11 protein-coding genes are annotated in these 18371 nt (G+C 46.0%); all 11 read right to left on the reverse strand.

The genetic code is table 11. The features are described from left to right. Positions 1-27 precede the first annotated feature (27 nt). On the reverse strand, positions 28-1245 hold the full coding sequence (locus tag ONB37_03525) for a response regulator (protein ID MDZ7399217.1): 1218 nt from the start codon (positions 1243-1245) through the stop codon (positions 28-30). Between the two features lie 83 nt (positions 1246-1328). Further along, positions 1329-3443, reverse strand: a complete 2115-nt coding sequence (locus ONB37_03530; protein ID MDZ7399218.1) for a response regulator — start codon at positions 3441-3443, stop codon at positions 1329-1331. A 760-nt stretch (positions 3444-4203) separates the two neighbouring features. Then, positions 4204-4887 carry a hypothetical protein gene (locus ONB37_03535; protein MDZ7399219.1) on the reverse strand — a complete coding sequence of 228 codons (684 nt, stop codon included), beginning with the start codon at positions 4885-4887 and terminating at the stop codon, positions 4204-4206. A gap of 486 nt (positions 4888-5373) precedes the next feature. Beyond that, positions 5374-6447: a hypothetical protein gene (locus ONB37_03540; protein ID MDZ7399220.1), complete on the reverse strand. Its 1074-nt coding sequence runs from the start codon at positions 6445-6447 to the stop codon at positions 5374-5376. 14 nt (positions 6448-6461) lie between these two features. Beyond that, positions 6462-6875 carry a biopolymer transporter ExbD gene (locus tag ONB37_03545; GenBank protein MDZ7399221.1) on the reverse strand — a complete coding sequence of 138 codons (414 nt, stop codon included), beginning with the start codon at positions 6873-6875 and terminating at the stop codon, positions 6462-6464. Positions 6876-6902: 27 nt separating this feature from the next. Further along, on the reverse strand, positions 6903-7310 hold the full coding sequence (locus ONB37_03550; protein MDZ7399222.1) for a biopolymer transporter ExbD: 408 nt from the start codon (positions 7308-7310) through the stop codon (positions 6903-6905). Between the two features lie 22 nt (positions 7311-7332). After that, on the reverse strand, positions 7333-8904 hold the full coding sequence (locus ONB37_03555) for a MotA/TolQ/ExbB proton channel family protein (GenBank protein MDZ7399223.1): 1572 nt from the start codon (positions 8902-8904) through the stop codon (positions 7333-7335). Between the two features lie 24 nt (positions 8905-8928). Beyond that, positions 8929-10680, reverse strand: a complete 1752-nt coding sequence (locus ONB37_03560; protein ID MDZ7399224.1) for a type IX secretion system membrane protein PorP/SprF — start codon at positions 10678-10680, stop codon at positions 8929-8931. Positions 10681-10996: 316 nt separating this feature from the next. Continuing rightward, positions 10997-15568: a gliding motility-associated C-terminal domain-containing protein gene (locus ONB37_03565; protein MDZ7399225.1), complete on the reverse strand. Its 4572-nt coding sequence runs from the start codon at positions 15566-15568 to the stop codon at positions 10997-10999. Positions 15569-16465: 897 nt separating this feature from the next. After that, a complete protein-coding gene (locus ONB37_03570) occupies positions 16466-16642 on the reverse strand; it encodes a hypothetical protein (protein MDZ7399226.1) in 177 nt (58 codons plus the stop codon). An 808-nt stretch (positions 16643-17450) separates the two neighbouring features. Further along, the coding region (locus tag ONB37_03575) for a phosphodiester glycosidase family protein (protein ID MDZ7399227.1) at positions 17451-18371 on the reverse strand (921 nt) is incomplete at its 5' end.

Below are 18371 nucleotides of genomic sequence, written 5' to 3' on the forward strand. Positions count from 1 at the left end.
TCACTTCATGCCTCATCGGTTTGACAGTTAGCTTAAGCGCTCCCGAATCATTAGTAAATCAGCTTTTGTCAAACGAATCTGATTGGATTCTTTCAATCGATCTTCACGCCGGCGGCCATAGCGCCGACGATCAGGGAGTTGCCTTCTTTCGCTGAATGGTTGCTCGTTCCGCGAATTGTCAATCTGGGAACTTTTAAACACATTGGCGATAATTGCTGCCACCCGCTCCCGAGGCGACTTAGCTTGAGAAGCCTGTTGCTTGAGACGCGCTAAATAACTGTTGGTATAACTGACAAAATTCTCTTCAGCTTCCTCCAGGTAGCCCTTTTGATAGAGTCGCTTGATGATGGCCAATGATGTGACATCGCTAAAGCGGCTCTGCTCGATAATATCGGAAATCCTCTTTGCCCCATCTATGCTCGAAAGGATCTCTCTCTCTTCGTCACTCAAATCCTGATAGGAATTGACCCCAGTCCGGCCAACGATGGTGTTCAATGGCGGTAATCCCTTTTTCAGTTGCTCCCATTGATTGATTTCCCGCATTCCAGCGGTAATCAATTCCTTGTTGGATTTTTGAAGTCGTCGCTCGCGCTCCACTACGGTCATCTCCACCGCAAAACTCCCAATATTCCAACTAAACATCTTCAGCAGCGCTTGCTCGGGAGCAAGATCCTCAAGCAATGCATCGATCACCTCACCATCTTTGACATACACAAACCCCTCGCGCGAGTCATGCGTCAATCTCACGATCGCTGATTTTTTGCCCAGTTCTAACGTCTGAAGTAGATCGACTAAATTCATTTCCAAAAGGCTGCCGGAAAATCCCCGCTCCGGTTGAGATTGCGTTTCGCTGAGCTGCGAAAGCTCGGCAAATAATGCATCCACGCGGGCGACCACTTCCTCGACGAAAAACGGCTTCGCAATATAGTCATCAACGCCAAGCTCAATTGTCTTGATGCGATCATCCACTCGTTTCTGATTGCTGATAAATATGTACGGGATCGATTTCAGGGATGGATTGGAGCGGATCTCTTTGAAGAATTCATGACCATTGAATTGGGGCAGCTCGACTTCAGAAATCACCAAATCGGCTGGCAGATTTTTCACCATTTCCATGGCTTTTAAACCATCCTCCCAGCATGTCACCTCATATCCGGCTTTTACCAATGCCGTGCGCAGCGGAACAGTGTAGCTTGGATCGTTATCAATGATCAAAATCTTCTTCATCTTTTCCAGATCTTCCATTTCCACCACCTATCAATCCGTCATCAAAACTTTCGGCGCTCAAATAGCTTGAATGCGAAAGGACTCCCAATGGCTCTTTCTTCCTACATCATGGCGGTTTTCAGGCGAATATCCTTAATCGCTGCTTTGCGCATCATGTTTTCCGAAGCGGAACGCGTTGCCGCGATTAAGATTTTCCGGATCGAAGACTTATCTACTTCATCCCAGGCGATTAAGGGTACGAGTTCGTCCAATTTAAATTGATATCGAATCACATCCATCGTCACATTATTTTGATCGAGAAAATTCATCGCAGCGACCGCATAGGGCAATTGGTAGCGCGCTGTTAGGGAATGAATCAGATATGAACTGTATTCCCATGTCTCAGGCTTGGTACAATCAACCGCGAATATGAAACCAGCGAGTTTTGATTTCACCGACTCTAAAAAGACATGGAATGGCTTGTCCACCGACACCGCAATTAATTGATATGAAGTGAACCCATCGATCCGAATTCTCCCCACGTCCAATTGCATATCACCTAATGCCTGGATCTTGGTCGACGTAAAATGATCTTGCGTCAAAATGTCCATCAATTCATCTTTGCAATCATCATCCACACTGATCACGACGATATGGTTCTTCAAAGCAGCTTGTTCTGCTGATGTTGCAAATTTCTTTTCATATTGGTCCGATATTGGGGGGCGATCCGCAACTGGAACCCGATCAGTCAGCGAAGCAATGACTCGAGGCTCCTCTTCAGCCGATAACTCGACCGCCTTGCTGGGCGGCTCAACAGGCGGTTCAGGTTCAGCCTGCGACGTGAGATCACGCATTGCCGTGGGCCGATCCTCCCGCGCACTGATACTATACTGCTGAATCAGCTCTTCATCGACGAAAGTCTCCTGTGAAATTTCAGCCGTCTCATCACGTTGAACTCGGCTCGGCTGGACGAATTCATCCGCTTCCATTGGCTCTGGTTCAATCGGCGCAGCCCTGTCATCTGGCGCTTTGGGCAGAACCTCGGATGCCTCGCTTTCGGGCTTTGACACGGTCACAGCACGCTTCTCCTGCTCAATCCGCTCAAGGATCGGCCGGATCTCTCGCTCGATCTCTTTAAACTTAGGAAGCGGCTGACTCTCCAATTCAATCTTATCCACCAGTTCGGTCTCAACTGATTCACGTTCATCTGACGAGACTTCTTCAGCTTCCATCGATTCCAACTTTTCCGATATCAAGCCTGACTGCTGTTGCGGTAGTGGCTTGGCCTCTGGTGGAATCGTCGGCTTAATGAATCCCTGCTGATATAGCCGCACAATCCGTTTCAATGCCACAAGGTCATCCAAACCGCTATCCTCAATAATCTGATCGACCTCTCGTTTCCCATCAAACAGCTTCACAAAATTGGCGATTTCACCATTGACTCGCCTTTTCTGAATTAGCATTCTGAATGTCGGAGTAATGGTGAATGCGGTTCGCGGTGAGGATAATTGGCTGATCAACTGTTCGCGGAGTTCCAGTCGCTTGATCCCATGGAGCAGTAACCCTAAGTTACTGACCGAAATCTCGTCCGGCACATCGATCTCCTTGAATACCATCGTGAAATAGCCTCGATTCCAGGTCAGCATCTGATAGATCGCAGGCTCTTGTTTGATGTCACCCAGGCTGGCATTGACCACAGCACCATCCCGAAAATAGACTTGCCCGGTTCTTCGGCCATTGCTCAGCGTCAATACTCCAGTTTTTCTCTCTACCCCAAAGCTCTCGATCAAATCCGCTAAAGTGAGTTGATCCAATCGACCCGAAAATCTCATATAAGCATCCAACTGCTCGCTTTTTCTTCGCTCCAGCCGTCGCAATACCATTCGAATATGAGCGACAACTTCCTTGACATGAAGCGGTTTGACCAAATAGTCTTTTGCCCCCAATTCAAAGCCGCGCACCCGCTGCTGGATATCGCGCTGATTGGTCAAAAAGATCAGCGGGATCGACTTGGTGTTAGGATCAGCTTGAAGCCGTTCCAACAATTGAAAACCTGTCAATCCTGGCAAATTCACTTCGGTCAAGACCAACTGCGGTGGGGATTGCTGGATCTCTTCCCAAGCCTTATTGCCATTGGAAGCCGTAATAACGGTAAAACCTGAGGCCTCAAGGTTCTCTTTGAGAATCTGCAAATTCTTGGCATCCCCATCTGCCACCAGCACTGTTGGATTCATCATACCATCTTCTCGCTGTATGGACAAAATCGAACTCTCTCTCCTGGTTTAGATATTTCCAATATAATCAAAATTCAATCCGATGTCAAGCATTTTTTTTGACACTTCTGTGAAGCCGTTCCGCGCCTCCAACACAACATTAACCAATGCTTCACAAGCAATCTTGGTCCGTTTCTTCGCCAGTTGCAGCGTTCTGCTCATTCCAGAGAGATTGGGTATCTAATCGGAAGATCTCGTCATCTGGTGCATATTGCTCAATCGCGCCGGCTTCGCTATGACAGCCATTGGAATTCTTGCTGCTCCAAGCCGCAGCAAGCTTTTCCTCTATTTCTAATTGACCATGCCCGACCAAACAAAGTTGCCTTTATCTTCCGAAAAAGAACAAGCTGATAGCAACATATGTTATTCAAATTTCCCCCATCCTCATACGTCCCGCTGTTGATGCTTCATCCCTGGTGAAAACGCTAAAACATCCACCAAAATAAGACCTATCATTGACGCCCCTTCTTCATCCTTCCCCTTTATATTGAATGAGGCAATTTTTAAAACTCTCCCCCATTAAGAGAGGGAGGCAATGAGGTCAAAATACGCAGCTTGTGCCAAGCCCATTTCAATTTGATTTATCACTTTCCGAACTTCAATTTGCGGTGAGACAATTTGCCTATTTTTAGAGTTAAATCAAACTTTGAAACCATTGCCTTCAAGAGGTGTGTTAGCAAGAATTCATTGTTCGAATTGAGATGACATCTTCGCTGGGGGCGATTCATTTGTTATCACTTTTTGGCCCAGGACGATAGATATACACGGTGTCGACAATTGTTTTATAAACGAAAATGCAGTCGTAATACGTGCTATCTCCTGCTGAAAACCAGTCCCACCCGCGACGCCCTGGGCTTGATGAATCGGTATTTGGAAGAAAGTTTAGCGCTGATTCATTATAATCCCACATCTCAAACATCACCGTTGTGGAATCGCGCTCCAGCTTGAGTTTCATCGGAAGGTCTTTATAATTCTTATCCAAGCTTCGCAATAATGATATGAAAATGTTGTAGGCTGGTTTTCGCTCGGTATAATCGTTTACCATATTCGGATCTGAATTTTGGGCAACGATTTGAAAATTGGCTTTGAATTCCCAATTGTTCATCAAGTCCTGCGCGTTTTTCGAAACGTATTCGATAAAATAGATCTCATCCGACGGATATACCCGCACTAGGTCCTTGGGACCAAATCCATTTCTGCCTACATCAATTATCTCCATCCGGGTCACCAGAGTTTCAGGAATAAAGAATTCATCCATCAGCAGTTTGATTAAGCTTTGGTTTGTAATGGTCATCATTGGCACGCTGATCTGAGTGACCCTAGCTTGGGATGAATTGAACGTTTGAGCGAATGACCAAGGCGCAGCCATCGCACAGATGATGAACATTTTAAAAAGAAAATTTTTCATTCTGCTTTCTCCAAAGTTTTCTTTATATTTCATTCCGATGATCGGAAGCGATGAATCAGCCTACTTAATTGGTGCAAAATAGATGAATCCGACAAAATTTCGGCCAGCCCTTTTCATCTGTCCCACCTCTTGAAACGAATCAGCTCGCGCTTGCGATACTGCTGGCTTTATTAGTTTCTGGTGTAAAATGCAGAGTTGCAATAAGCCGTGTCATTCCTGCGAATGCAGGAATCTCTTTAATACCCTTTATTAAAAATCAAAAGAAGTTAAAGATTAGAGCTGCCTTTTCGTCAAATGGCATACGGCATGACATTTCAGCTTTTTTTAGAATTTTGCAATTAAATTACTGAATTGTATCCATCCAGAAAAATCTAACCGACAACTTTAGGTGACTATACCACCAAAAAGCTGTCGGTTGATTTATCTTACCCCTATGCTTTTACGCATATTCAGGCGTCCCTATCGACACGATAATCTTGGTCCAGATCATTTCTTCGGCTTGACCTGATCCCACCAGGTCAAAAATACTTGATAAAACTCCATGGTCTTTTGTTCATTAGCTGGCAACTGACTGGTGCTGAATGCGAAAATTTCGCGGTCCGTGCCTCGAGTAATCGACCCAGTCCGTAAATAATTACTCTGCTTCTTGAAGCCACTGTCGATTAGCATGGTGGATTGATTCCCCTCGACCAAGCAAATCCGAATTTCCCTGCGATTAGGCTTGTAAAGCAGATAAAATTCAAACCGGCGATCTCGATGCTGAAAAGTCACTCGCGATGTAAGATCTCCCGTTTCATACATCATAAAACTTCTGACCACAGGAATGAATTGGCTGGGATGTCTTTTCATCCATTCCATCAGGTCATCGATGATAACTGAAATATCGCTGCGTTTTTTGGCTTGTTCACCGCTGATCAATTGAATATCCAACTGTCCTGATTCAGCTGAAATTTTGGTATCTGCAATTGCTGAACCAGAATGATGAGAGAGAATGATATTTCTTCCAGCAGTGTGCTGATTCACGGCGACATCATTGATTGCAACTGTTTGCCCCACCTGCGTCGGTTCGACTCTAAAAATGGGCGATAGTTGGGTCGCATTGTCATGCAAAATATCGGTCGATTTCTCTAATTGAATTGGCGGCAGTTGATCCGGCAAGATGGCCGGCTCAATTGGTTGAGAGATCGGCCGCTTTGGGACATTTAGTAAATTAAGATTGGGGTGCTGGTTGATGACGGACGTCACATCCCGATTCAGCAAATCAGTGTCGACAATTTCTGCCCGTTCTGGTTGTGCCATCGCCCCATTCTCATTTTGAACTTTCGGCATAGGAACTTCGTGCCGTTTGATCAGCTTGATCCGTTCTGGAGAAATTTTCTCAATATCGAGTTCGCGATACTTTTTCGTGAACTGGATGTTCAATGGAGGGATCTCTGAAGTTTTGAGAAAAATGTACAATAATATGATGAATAGCACGACCATGAGATCGCACATGCGCCGGTAATTGGTGATTTTGCCTTTCAACTCGCCCCAATTGTATCTTTCAATGATCCATTCCATGCTATTCTCCTCTGTTACTGTTGTTCCAAATTGATCCTTGGATAGGACAAATTTTTGAGAATCTGATGCCTCTCACAGAGGTCCATCACATCTACCGTTGTTTGAATCATGGTTTCTGCATCTGGCTCGATCACGAGGATCATCTGCTTATGATTGTTGCGATAATCATTATTAAGCTGAACTACTCGCTGCTCCAATTCGGCTATCCCTTCAATTTCGTTCGTCGTCTCCTGATTGATCAGCGAAAAATGATGATCATTCTGAATGTTAAGAAACACGATCTGTTGCTCAACTTCTTGTTTCGCCTGACCATAATTGGAAGGTAACTTGATCTGACTTTTATTCTTGACGTCAGTGATGCTCAAAAATCCGAACAGCACGATGAGTACAACGTCTATGAGGCGAATGATTGTTCCAGCTCTGAACATACCAATATTCCTTGGAATATGTAGAAATTACTTCTTGTTCTCAAGAATCACATCGACCCCCTTGGGAATACCTAATTGATCACATAGGTTGGCAAGCGCAAGAGTATACTTGATTGGCGTATTCCAATTGGATCGGATCCGCACGCGAGTATCTATTTTGTTTTTTATGTTCTCCAGCCGTTTGGTTTCGACATATTCTCTCAATGTGCCGAAATCGGTGATGACTTTGCTCTCGTCTTCTACCAAGAATTTCCCCTCTTTGGTAATACCGATGATCAATAATTCCTCTTTATCTGGATAAACATAGGCCATCTGGGTGCTCTTAGGTAGTTCCAGCACGCTTCGACTGCTGATTTCACTGATGGAGATGAATCCAAATAATAGGATCAAAACGACATCAATGAGACGAATTACCGTTGCATTTCCGCTGGTCATATTGTCCGTTCCTCCCGATGGCTTAGCCCTGGCCTAGAGCTTCAAACTCCAGTCGCGCCTTTCGTATTCCTTTGGCGGTCACTTGGACAGAGTTGAACCCTGGCTTGCTCCCGAGTGTAAAATATGCTTCCGCAATGCCATTCTCGTCGGTCGTCGTGGTGAAAACGGTTTTCTTCTCGGGAAAATATCCTTTTCCTTTGATGACTTTGTAGGTGACTGGCAAATTGGGCACTGGATTATCAAATTTGTCGACCACCTTGATAACGAATGGTTCTTTGAGCTCTTTTCCGGCGGCGGAGTTTTGGTGGTTGCCCGAAACATAAATGACCCGGTCGGGTTCAGTCGGTTTCCCCCAGGCAGTGAAATAGATCGCTGAATTACTGCTCTCTTTCAATCGCACTTGAACACGATTTTCTCCGGCCGTACTACCTAAGATCAATTCGGCCTGTGCTAAGCCGCTGGCATCACTAGTTACTTCCTGCTGTTTTCGGCCATTGGCCAGCTTGCCATTGCCACTGACAACTTCAAATACCAGCGTTTTGTCGGCGACCCCATTCCCATTTCCATTGGAAATCTGAACCACTAACGGTTTTTCCAGTCGGTTGTTCACCATCACTGCTTGATTATCCCCAGAAATCGGTATCAGCTTATAATCGCTATTCCCATTTCGAGGATTGGACACCAGCGAATTTGCCACATCAAAAATCGGTTCTTTCGATTTCAATTGACGATCGACTGCGGCGATCACGGCTTCAGATAGGTCGTATGCTGGACTCTCCACTGGAGGAGCCAGTTCGGATTCATCATCAGGAATTGAATTATCCAGCGTTTGCTCCATCTGATGAAGCCTTAATCGGAATTGCCCGGCGAGATCGGTTACTCGATCAATTCTTTTGCGGAAATAACTATATGTTTGGGTGGTAAACAAATTCAAGAAGACACTTACTACCAAGCCCATAAGGGTGGTGACTAGAGCCACACCCATTCCGCTGAGGATCTTATGTTTTTCAAGATCGCCGCCAAAAAAGGTGAGAAACATTCCCCATACCGTCCCTAAAAGCCCTAGCGCCCCAGCCGTGTCGGAGAAAAATGCCATCTTGGCCTGGAACGTCTGGAAACGGCTCTGCTGAATCTGGACGAAATCGACAATCTCGTTGCTAAATCCTTCGGCAGATTTGCGCGTTTGATAAAGGTCAAGCATGTGCTTGAACAGTCGGCTCAACATGCTGTCCTTGGTGTTCTTGATCACCCGGATGATGTCAACTAGAGTGGACTTGCGCAAGTCAAGCCGTTCTAATTCTCGGGCATGCTGACGATCCAACGCTAGTTCTGTTCCTTTGTAGAACACGGTCATCATCCCCAATATGAAATCGGCAATGATGATATACCGCCAAAATCCAGCCAGCAGCGTAATGTCCCAAAGCGACTTCAAGTCTCGAATATTGGTCAACAAATCAGGATTCATGCCTTGTCCGCTTGCTTGTGTGGCAGTGCTGTCGCTGGCAGGCGTTTGAGCCAATGCGACGAATGTCTGAAATGCCACAAATAACAACATGCTGAAAATAGCAGCTAATGCAATGCGCTTGTTGATCATATCTCTGCTCCTCAAAATTGGATGCTAATTTACAAATTTAATTTCCACAATTCCGCCTGGCACGTGTTCAGGTTTCGGTTGAGATCGAATGTCAATCTCCAACCTTCGCGATATTTTCTGGACAAAAAAGAACTTTTCATCACTATGTTGCCATTGTCCCTGCTTATCTTGCCAATAAAAAGCATAACTATAAACGTCAGGGCGTATGATATTGCCATGATCATCCCGCCAATCCCAATGAACCGATTTTGGAACGGGCGCTTCTGCGGCGAAAGTCTTGATGATTTGATGATTCCCATCTCGAACTTCTAGTTTCCACTGGCCATGATATTTGCGCATCTTGACTGATGAAATCTTAAAATGGACCGATTTTGGAGTGAGGGAATGATATTGCCGGCTGCTCAGTTGCTGAACATCCCCGACCGTCGTCCGATTCGAATCCAATTGGAGCATCGGCTGAAACTGAATCTGGTTTGCTAAAAACGGCGCATGATTGATCATATAATCGCGCAGGTGTTTCGCCCGCTCTATTGCGCTTTCCTCAGGGATAAAACGTACCGAGGCAATCTTTCTCTGAAGCAGGTTCTCCGCCAGCCAGGACTCATATTTTTTCGAGTAGCGGGAAGCCGTTATCAGCTTTGGCAGCCGTTGATTCGTCGTTCCGCCATGATTATACAATTTCGATACTTCGACCAGCGAATCGTTTATAGCTAATTCTTCGGCATCGAGATTTTTAAGTGCGCTGACTGGTACATCTTCCGCCACGCTATGATTGATTTGTTGCGCCAGAATCTCCAGTTTCTCCGTCTCGATGTCCACAAAAAATTGGGGTTCTATGTCAAATCGCAGAAAATGACCTTCATCGTAGCGGCTCCGCGTCAGGTTAATGAAGTTTTCATCATGACCTAGTTGATAAATGATACTGATCTGGTGGCTACCGCTGCTCAGCCGATTGATCTCATACAGCGGATAATCATAATTATAGTTAAATGAAAGCCGAGGTGAAACTTCAAAACGGGCTCCGATCTTCGCAGCTTGCTGCACCACCCCCACTCTCAAGGCAGAAAACGCCACCGGCCGCGCCTCCACCAACAAATTCGTCTGCCAATGCCTTTGCATATAATTGAAAGAGAGCGAACCCGTGAACCACCGCCACGAATAACTTACCCCCCAATCGTAAATCAGCGGCTGTCGGTACTCATCTTTTGACAACGAAATATCAGGACGATTAAGATGATCGCACGAAAACCCAACCGCAACTGTGGACCAGGGAAAGAAAATGACGCCTGCGCCAATGCTCTGGGCAAATTTGACCGTCCCATCAGCAAATACAGGATCCCCAGGATCAGTCATATCAAAATATTTTTGATGATATGATTTGGTGAATAAATTATAGCGTAACCCTACCGCAACTCGCTGAATTGGCTGCTTTGCCAGCACCAACGAAAAATTGGTTTGGCCATATAGGGGTGCTGTGAAGTTTTGCCCTGTCACTGCCAAGCTAAGCAAGCCTAAACTTTCCTCAGGCAAAGAGTAACCGATATAGCTGCTGCGAAGACCGAAATCATTGCCCTTCAAAAAACCCAATTGGTAAACCTTCATGCCCACCATGATCTGGTGACGATGGAACGGCACAACCGCTGGATTGACGAACAATGTTTCTTCACTATAGCTATCAGATGGATCACCGGATATCAAATTTTGAGCCGAGATGGTTGAGATTATCACCAACTGAACCATCCCGACCATCAGCCAAAACCAACATGTTCGTGTCATTGTCAGCCTCTGCTCGATCGCCCTTTGCCCTGACAATTTTATGGCCTCCTCGATATTGTACTGAATTTCTTATGCGACTTTTTTCGAATGAAGAGACAAATAAGCTTAAGTTCTTCTCTCAGAACCTCATCTCACGAGGAAAATGGTTCTCGGTAACTATTTCATGCGAAAATACGACGGCTAACCCCTCGCAACACATAACCCGGCATCGTAATCAGCCTGATAATACCAAAGATTTCGCTCTGTGCCGCGACAGAGATCATTTGCGCTGTTGGAACTTGGAGTGAACTTCTCAAGCTGCTCTCATCAAGCAGAGCTACCGCGCCAGCACCACATACCCATGGGCAATGATGCGATTTTGATCCTCCAACAAGTAGAGATAGACGCCAGGTTGTGCTGGATTTCCATAGCGATCGTTCCCATCCCAGAGAAATTCATAGCCCTGGGTAACCGTTGTGGTATTGATCATTCGACCTGAGATATCAAACAGCTTTAGCACAGGAGCAACCACGCCCAATTTTTCGAAATTGAAACTTACTCGATCGTTAAAGCCATCATCGTTTGGTGTGAACGGATTGGGCCGCACTACCACTTCGCCTTCATAGACATCGATAGTCAACACTGCTTGATTATTTTCTTCGTTGCTTTCTTTGATTATATTATTGGGATCGACCACTAATTTAATTTGATGGAGGGACCGATCGTTAAAATGAAGCATTCGATCGATCGGAAAACTACCAGGAAATCCCAATATCTGAACCATCGTATCGCAAAGGACTCGCTCATTATCCCATATTATCACTTGAATCGGATCGATTATCGGGGCGGTGTGCCATTCGATTTCCGCAGACAGTTGCACCGGCTGATGAACCATCACCTTCTTTTCGCTCAGCGTAAACGACTTAATGAGCAAATCCGGAAATACATCTTTGATGTAAAAACCGTATTGGTCTTGTTTCATCCGATTGCTGGGATGAGAAAGGTCAGCCGCATCAATTCTGATGTCCACCCGCTGGCCGGGCCGAAAACCGATCGGGTCGGTGTAACTGAGTCGGTAGGCTTGGGGCGATCCAGCGATCGTCGGTGAGACCGGCCTTCCCATCACCGCCATCCGAATCGAATCCCTCGCCACTCCAGCGACATCATCCTTGATCTCCACCAAGATTTCAGGATTAAAATCAATTCCTCGGGCCTCGGGCGCTGGAACTCGCAGGGTAATGTACGGTGGCTCTCGATCTTCTATGGTGTAGAACACGAAGGAACTGTCCCGGATGCGATTCGCTGGATGCGCCAGATCGCTTCCCGTGATCTCCCAATGCAATTGCTGGTTGTACAAAAACGGTCGCTCCGGTACAAAGCGCCAGCGATAGCTGGTGGAATCTCCAGCAATCTGCGGCGATATTGGTTGCCCTTGAAACTTGAACCGAAGCGAGCTCAAATCCACGCCAGTGTGCTGATCTTGGATGATCGCTTCGAATTCTGAATCCAATGGGATATGGGAACCTGGTGGTCCTGGTTTGATCCAAACAACTTCAGGTGGCAGTCGATCGTAGGCTGTGATAAATTCGCAGCTATCAGTTTTCATCACGTTGGGACCATCCTTTGCCAGATCGTGGGCATCCACTTCCACCAATACGCGCTGACCATATCCAAATGGAACATTCGGTCGGTGCTCCACCCGATAGTCCAGCACTGTGCCGCTGATGGTTCTATTGACCAGACGTCCATTGACCTGCACGCGGATGGAAGCGCTGTCGACACCGCTGAGATCATCCCTGACATGAAATGAAATAATGCAATCCGGCGGCACTTCACTCTCCCCTTTGCTGGGTTGATAAAGCGTTACGTACGGCGGAGCTAAATCCTTCTCGCGCATGATCCGAAATCGGTACCGACAGGTGTCGGCGGCATTGGCTGGATCGCTTTGATCTTCGGCGTAAATCTTCACCTCGATCCATTCAAGATAATTCCGCGGCGTTGAGAATTGATAGCTGATATTTAATCGTTTGCCGCTGCCTTCTTGCTCGAAGTTGACCAGCGCCCCATTGACCCACATCTTGATCGAGTTCGCAGCGACCCCAGCACGATCATCGGTGATTGTGGCACGAACCAGCGGCGTGGGATTCACGGTGGTATCCCCTGGAATTGGAACTAATGGGACAATGACTGGTGGTTGCGTATCAATTTCGGTTTTAAACCAGAACTCAAACGGCCGCATGATGTTAGGCTGTCGTGCCCGATCGCGGGCTGTGAGTACGACAGATAAGCTATCATTATAGCGAAACCTTCTAGGCGGCCCATAGCTGATCCAGTAATCGCTTGAATCCCCACTCAGCTCAAATGGAACCTTGATATCGTTGATGGTAAGCTGGATGGAGTTGCGATCTACCCCTGCAAAATCATCTATTAACTCGATAATGACGTTCGTATCTGGATTCACTTCTTTGGACTCGTGCAACGGGGCATAATATTTCACCCATGGCGCTAACGAATCCCGAGCGATGATGAAATAAAAACTCGAATCCAATGAATTCGATGGTTTAACCAAATCAGTGGCATGAATTCGGACCGACACGGAATCCATTTCTCGAAACGCCGGTTGAAACCGATAACGCACTGCGTAAGCTGCTGGTGTCCCCTCAACCTCCGGATGAATAATCCGACCATTGATCGAAATCTTCAGCGAATCCTTGTCCACCCCTGATTGGCCATCTGTCACAATAAAACTGAGCATAGTATCGGCTGGGATCTGACGGGCCTTAGGCTGCGGATATAGATCGACGATTTTCGGCGGCTCAAGATCTCTTTTGATAAAAAATCGATAGGAATCTGGCTTCATCACATTGGGAGTAAAAGCCAAATCAGCCGCTCTGATCACCACTGATACGGTATCATTGTAGTCAAAATCGATTTCAGGATCGTAAATCATGGTAAATCGTTCGATGGTGCCAGTGATCCTCGGTTTTACCAATCTTCCATTCACTTCCATCTCAAGCGAACTGCTATCAACCCCCATGTAATCGTCCACCACATCGACTTGAATATTAGTATTAAGTGGAACATTTGTGGCCTCGGGAGCTGGAATATGATTCTCCGTATATGGCGGGACTTTATCTGGGAACATCTCTCCCAAGCCGATATAGGTGCAGATGATGTGGACCTTGCCAGGCGGCACCGTCACAGGATCCCACCACATGGCGACTGCGCTGTCATGAACGATGCCTAACTCCCCATTGGTGTTGTAATGCCATTTTGTATTGAAAATATTGCTCCAGTTGGCGATCACAAATCGATCCGGTGGGGTAGCTCCATATCCTTTGATGGTCCCTTGGGCTGAGAATAGCACTTTGCGCTGAGTGCCCTCGATGGCGATCCACCAGCTCGGGATATTTGGCGCATGAAAGTCCTGCTCAAAACCAGTAAAAGGATAATTTGATGTGCGAATCAACGCGCTGTCGTTCTGTCCCAGCATAGTGTCGAACAATACCCGTATCCCCACCTGGTGAGCAACACGATCATTGTTGATGATGATATATTGCAGTTGGGCAGTATCTTCATATTTAGTCTCAGACCATTCGCTGACCACAAGGGATACCTTTTGCTTGATTTCAAGATTTCCATAGCCCCAGTTTCGCTCTATGCTCTTATTATCCCTCGAAACGTACGGATCGTCTAACAATCGTCCTTCTTGACTGCCATAGATCACCTCCTTTCCATCAATCCAGAGCGTACTGAACGACGTATAGGGATTCGGGTGGCCGAACAAAATCGCTTTGTTATTGTCGTATGGCGTAATTGGTAATCCGCCAGTAATGCCCAACGTGAAATTTGTGCCAGGATAACGATCGCTTACTGCCACTTCAATAAAATCGTTCTGCAGTGTTACTCGCTGCACTGGTTTTAAACTGAAATTGATGCTCCAAGTGGTATCCTGACCTTTTACCCCGACTGGTGTTGCCTCTTGCGGAGTCACTGCGTTCTGATAATATTCATTATGATAGCGCAGCGGATCAACGCTGTAAATCTGGACGCGGTAGGTTCCTGGTCGTAACCCAGCCGCACAATAATATCCACGAGAATTGCTGTAACATTCTGAGCTCCATTCGCCGTTCTGCCAATTGGTTACCACCACCCATGCATTGGCAATGGGTGGCCGGTCTGGTTCATCTCCCAGCACCAGACCAGCGATCGCTCCACCCTTCTCCAAATAAAAATTGATATTGGAACTGGTATCGCCCACCGTCACCTGGATCGCTTGAGCACTATCTTGGGTGCTTACGTTAGGATAATACGTGAGCAAATATCCGCTCGGTAACGCCGATGCCTTCACAACATGTGGCCCAGCGGGCAAGGCAGGACTGATATAGCTCCCATCGGGTCTGCCATCGATAAAACCCCGTAAGCTATATGTCTTTGCATCAAAAAATCCGATGGTGCAATTTTGCGTGATCGGCTGCCCTGCCTTATTGAAAATCCGACCCGAAATAAATCCCCCTCGCTCCAGGTAAAAGTCAATCCCGCTCACATGCTGATTGTTATTGATCTTGATCAGCGTTGCATCAGACTTCTCAAGGACGTTATTGTAATAGAAATTTAAATAACCCGCCTTATTCTGAACGCGAACGTAATACTGCCCAACAGGCAATTGGGTGATCTCGTAACTCCCATCATCCTTCGAATAGGCAATGCGCTGAAAGTAGGGACCTGTAAAAGCAATTGCGCGAACTTCAACTTTCGCCAGAGGCTCATGAGAGGCAGTATAAATGTGGCCAGAAATTTTGCCGTTTTCTGTGGCTTGCGAAAAGATGATACGATGATTTCCAAAAATTGATACTATCAAAATTGCATAAATGATCATTCGCTGCTGTCGTGCCCGTTGCCAATTCATGCTTTCACCTGCTGTTGCAATACCCTTTTATCGAACAATCGATACCCTATGTTGAAACAAGAAAAGCCTCTTGGATTCCTAACGCCTCATCAACTATCAACAAAGATTTCGAAACCATCAGTTCATGCGGAAATTAATCACCTGACAATTCGAGTTATCTCGATCAAACAATCAATGAAATTTTGAAAATGCGAATCGATAAAAATGCGAGCGATGTCAATCAAAGCTTATTCAAAATAAAGAATCGATCTGGAAAAAGCAAGTCATTTTGGCCCTCACAATGAGAAACCATCGCAAAAGCGATTACATTTTTGAATCAGTCTTTCATTTCATGGATTGATGTCTGACTTTGCGAGCTCGCGATCCTTTCAATAATTTTTTTTCTTGCCAGAAAAATCTTGCTCGATTTTGATAAGATCAATATCCTCCTGGCTTACTCAATACTCAATCTGGTTGAATTCTGACCATGCCCCGGTTTAAATCTGAGATATTCGTCCCATCGAACGGCGATCCATCGGTCGATTAATTCGCTTTCGCCAAATTTTTTCCAACCTAAAATTTCTCACTTTGATGATTACTGAAGGTCTGTCGTTCCCTCATTTTTCTTGGAATGATTGATCGGCGGGCTGCTCTGAAAAAAAACAGCAAAAAAGAATGAATGCAGCTCACTCCCCCAAACTTCCGCTTCAGATCCGCGGCCCATTTTAAATGATACAATCGGTCCTTCATGGACTCTAACTTCTTCGCCCATCATTCAGTTTGGGACTTATTTGCCGCCGGAACATAATGCTCTGGTTTTCTATTTTGTACCAATCGGAACGTTGAACATTCCTCCAAATTATGCAGCCAGATCAGGAAATAAGCTCTAATAGGCCTTTTTTATCGCCCCTTGAAATCTCAAAAAATGACAAATAGCCCACAGTTGACCCTTCCTGTAACGCGAAAAGGTCCAGCTCCATCAAAATAGCGCAATCCATCAGATTCAATAGAGAACCTCTCCTCTGGCGTTAGGAAACAGCGTTTGACCCAATCCTGTGGTCGATATTTGGCCGCCTTAGCGACTCTTTGGCTCATCGCGATTCCCAAATATCAATGCTATTGGCATTCTTTGGTGCTTTATCAGCCGTTTATTGCTCCGTTTGAACAAAAATCATCCCTTCACCTGCAATTTCCATGCCGATGATCGTAATTTGCTACAATTAAGGCAAGCCGATTTTTCTATGGATCAGAAGTTAATTCGAGTGGCAAATAAAGGCGAGTCTTCTTGACCACCAGATGGTTATATTGTTACGATCGAAAACAAGCATTCATTTCGCAAATCAAATTGAACAATTTCGAAATCAACAAATAGATCGGGGCATGAGATCTGACAATTCTTCTAAAATTGTTTTTAAAAAAGCTAATCGCCGAGATTCAATTGCTTGGTTTTCATTAAAGGCTTGAGAATATATTGAACACCTGTTCGAAAATCATGCAGAAAATTCACAATTCCCTGGTCGAAACAAAAGCAGTTCGATCGATCGGCAATTTAAATTCTTCGTTTTGATTGAAATTTTACTTCTGGCTTCCAACTGAAAGATTTGGATAAAAACGAGCATCGCGTTTTTGTGTCTTCCGATATTGTGGAGTTAAATAGTGCCTGAGCGAAAATCCAGCTCTCTGGCATTTCGATCGCAGGCATAAATCTGTGACCACAATGATCTCAATGTAACCAGATTCCTCACTTCGTTCGGAATGGCCCTCTTAGGAAAGATTTAATAGTCGCCATTCAAGCAAGAAATTGATTGGGGATCTCAATTGCCGAAAACCACCCTGGCCAATGAGACCTCCAAAGAAGCGATAAACTAAATTGATGAAGCTCGAAGCGAACGAACTGCTCTTTCTATTTCATCAACACCATTTTTAATGAGGACTGAATTTCTCCTGCCCGTACGCGAGCAAAATAGATGCCGCTGGACAAGTTCGAAGCATCAAAAACCAGTTCGTGCCATCCCGCCTGTTTTTCCCCATTGAACAAGACCTGTACCAATTCACCATGCAAATTATGCACAGTGATTTTTGCTGAACTCGTTTGTGCCAGCCAAAAACGGATGGTGGTTATGGAATTAAATGGGTTCGGATAGCTATTTGCAATGAGGTAGTTATCTGGTTTAGAGGACTCGCGCATCGGCGCAATGGCGCTGCCGGTTTTGGGGTCATAAGATATCACTCTAACCGCGTCCACAACAATATAAGTGCCGATTGTCCCCGCGTTGGAAATGATGATCGCCTCGCTGGAATCTCCCGAAAGAGGATAGCTGCCGATGCGGTTCCATTTCGAGCCGTTGATCGTTTGATCGAGGCGGACCGTATCGCTGCCGCTGGCATGGTTCACAATGAATGGCGTATTTTTGCAGCGATTCGAGGCAGCCACCCACCAGGCGAACAGTTCGTACTGCGCCGGAGCATTCACGTTCAAACGAAATTTGGCATAGCGATCACCTGTGCCAATGGTATTCAACATCGCTGCCGTGCCGCCCCAATACCCAGCATTGGCTGAAGCGAACCAGCCCAATCCCACCAAATCGCAGGCAGGATCCGCAGTGTCGATGATCTTTTCATAATAGATCGTTTTGGGGAATGCCAGGGAATCGGCATGGACGACCGCCAGGATCGATGGCACTGGCCGCATATATGTGCCGCCCTCGGGCCGATTGATGAGCTGACTGCCCACCGCCATCTGAGTGGAGCCGCCGCCATCCAGATTCATCGCCTCGACGCAGCCCAGATCCAGCAGCATCTGTGCCAGTTCCGGGAGCGTGAC

The organism is candidate division KSB1 bacterium, assembly GCA_034506395.1.
Lineage (GTDB): Bacteria > Zhuqueibacterota > Zhuqueibacteria > Thermofontimicrobiales > Thermofontimicrobiaceae > Thermofontimicrobium.

Coding starts and splice junctions, on each gene's coding strand:
- ONB37_03525 (MDZ7399217.1), bottom strand. CDS start 1,245: ATGGAAGATCTGGAAAAGATGAAGAAGATTTTGATCATTGATAACGAT.
- ONB37_03530 (MDZ7399218.1), bottom strand. CDS start 3,443: ATGATGAATCCAACAGTGCTGGTGGCAGATGGGGATGCCAAGAATTTG.
- ONB37_03535 (MDZ7399219.1), bottom strand. CDS start 4,887: ATGAAAAATTTTCTTTTTAAAATGTTCATCATCTGTGCGATGGCTGCG.
- ONB37_03540 (MDZ7399220.1), bottom strand. CDS start 6,447: ATGGAATGGATCATTGAAAGATACAATTGGGGCGAGTTGAAAGGCAAA.
- ONB37_03545 (MDZ7399221.1), bottom strand. CDS start 6,875: ATGTTCAGAGCTGGAACAATCATTCGCCTCATAGACGTTGTACTCATC.
- ONB37_03550 (MDZ7399222.1), bottom strand. CDS start 7,310: ATGACCAGCGGAAATGCAACGGTAATTCGTCTCATTGATGTCGTTTTG.
- ONB37_03555 (MDZ7399223.1), bottom strand. CDS start 8,904: ATGATCAACAAGCGCATTGCATTAGCTGCTATTTTCAGCATGTTGTTA.
- ONB37_03560 (MDZ7399224.1), bottom strand. CDS start 10,680: ATGACACGAACATGTTGGTTTTGGCTGATGGTCGGGATGGTTCAGTTG.
- ONB37_03565 (MDZ7399225.1), bottom strand. CDS start 15,568: ATGAATTGGCAACGGGCACGACAGCAGCGAATGATCATTTATGCAATT.
- ONB37_03570 (MDZ7399226.1), bottom strand. CDS start 16,642: ATGAGCCAAAGAGTCGCTAAGGCGGCCAAATATCGACCACAGGATTGG.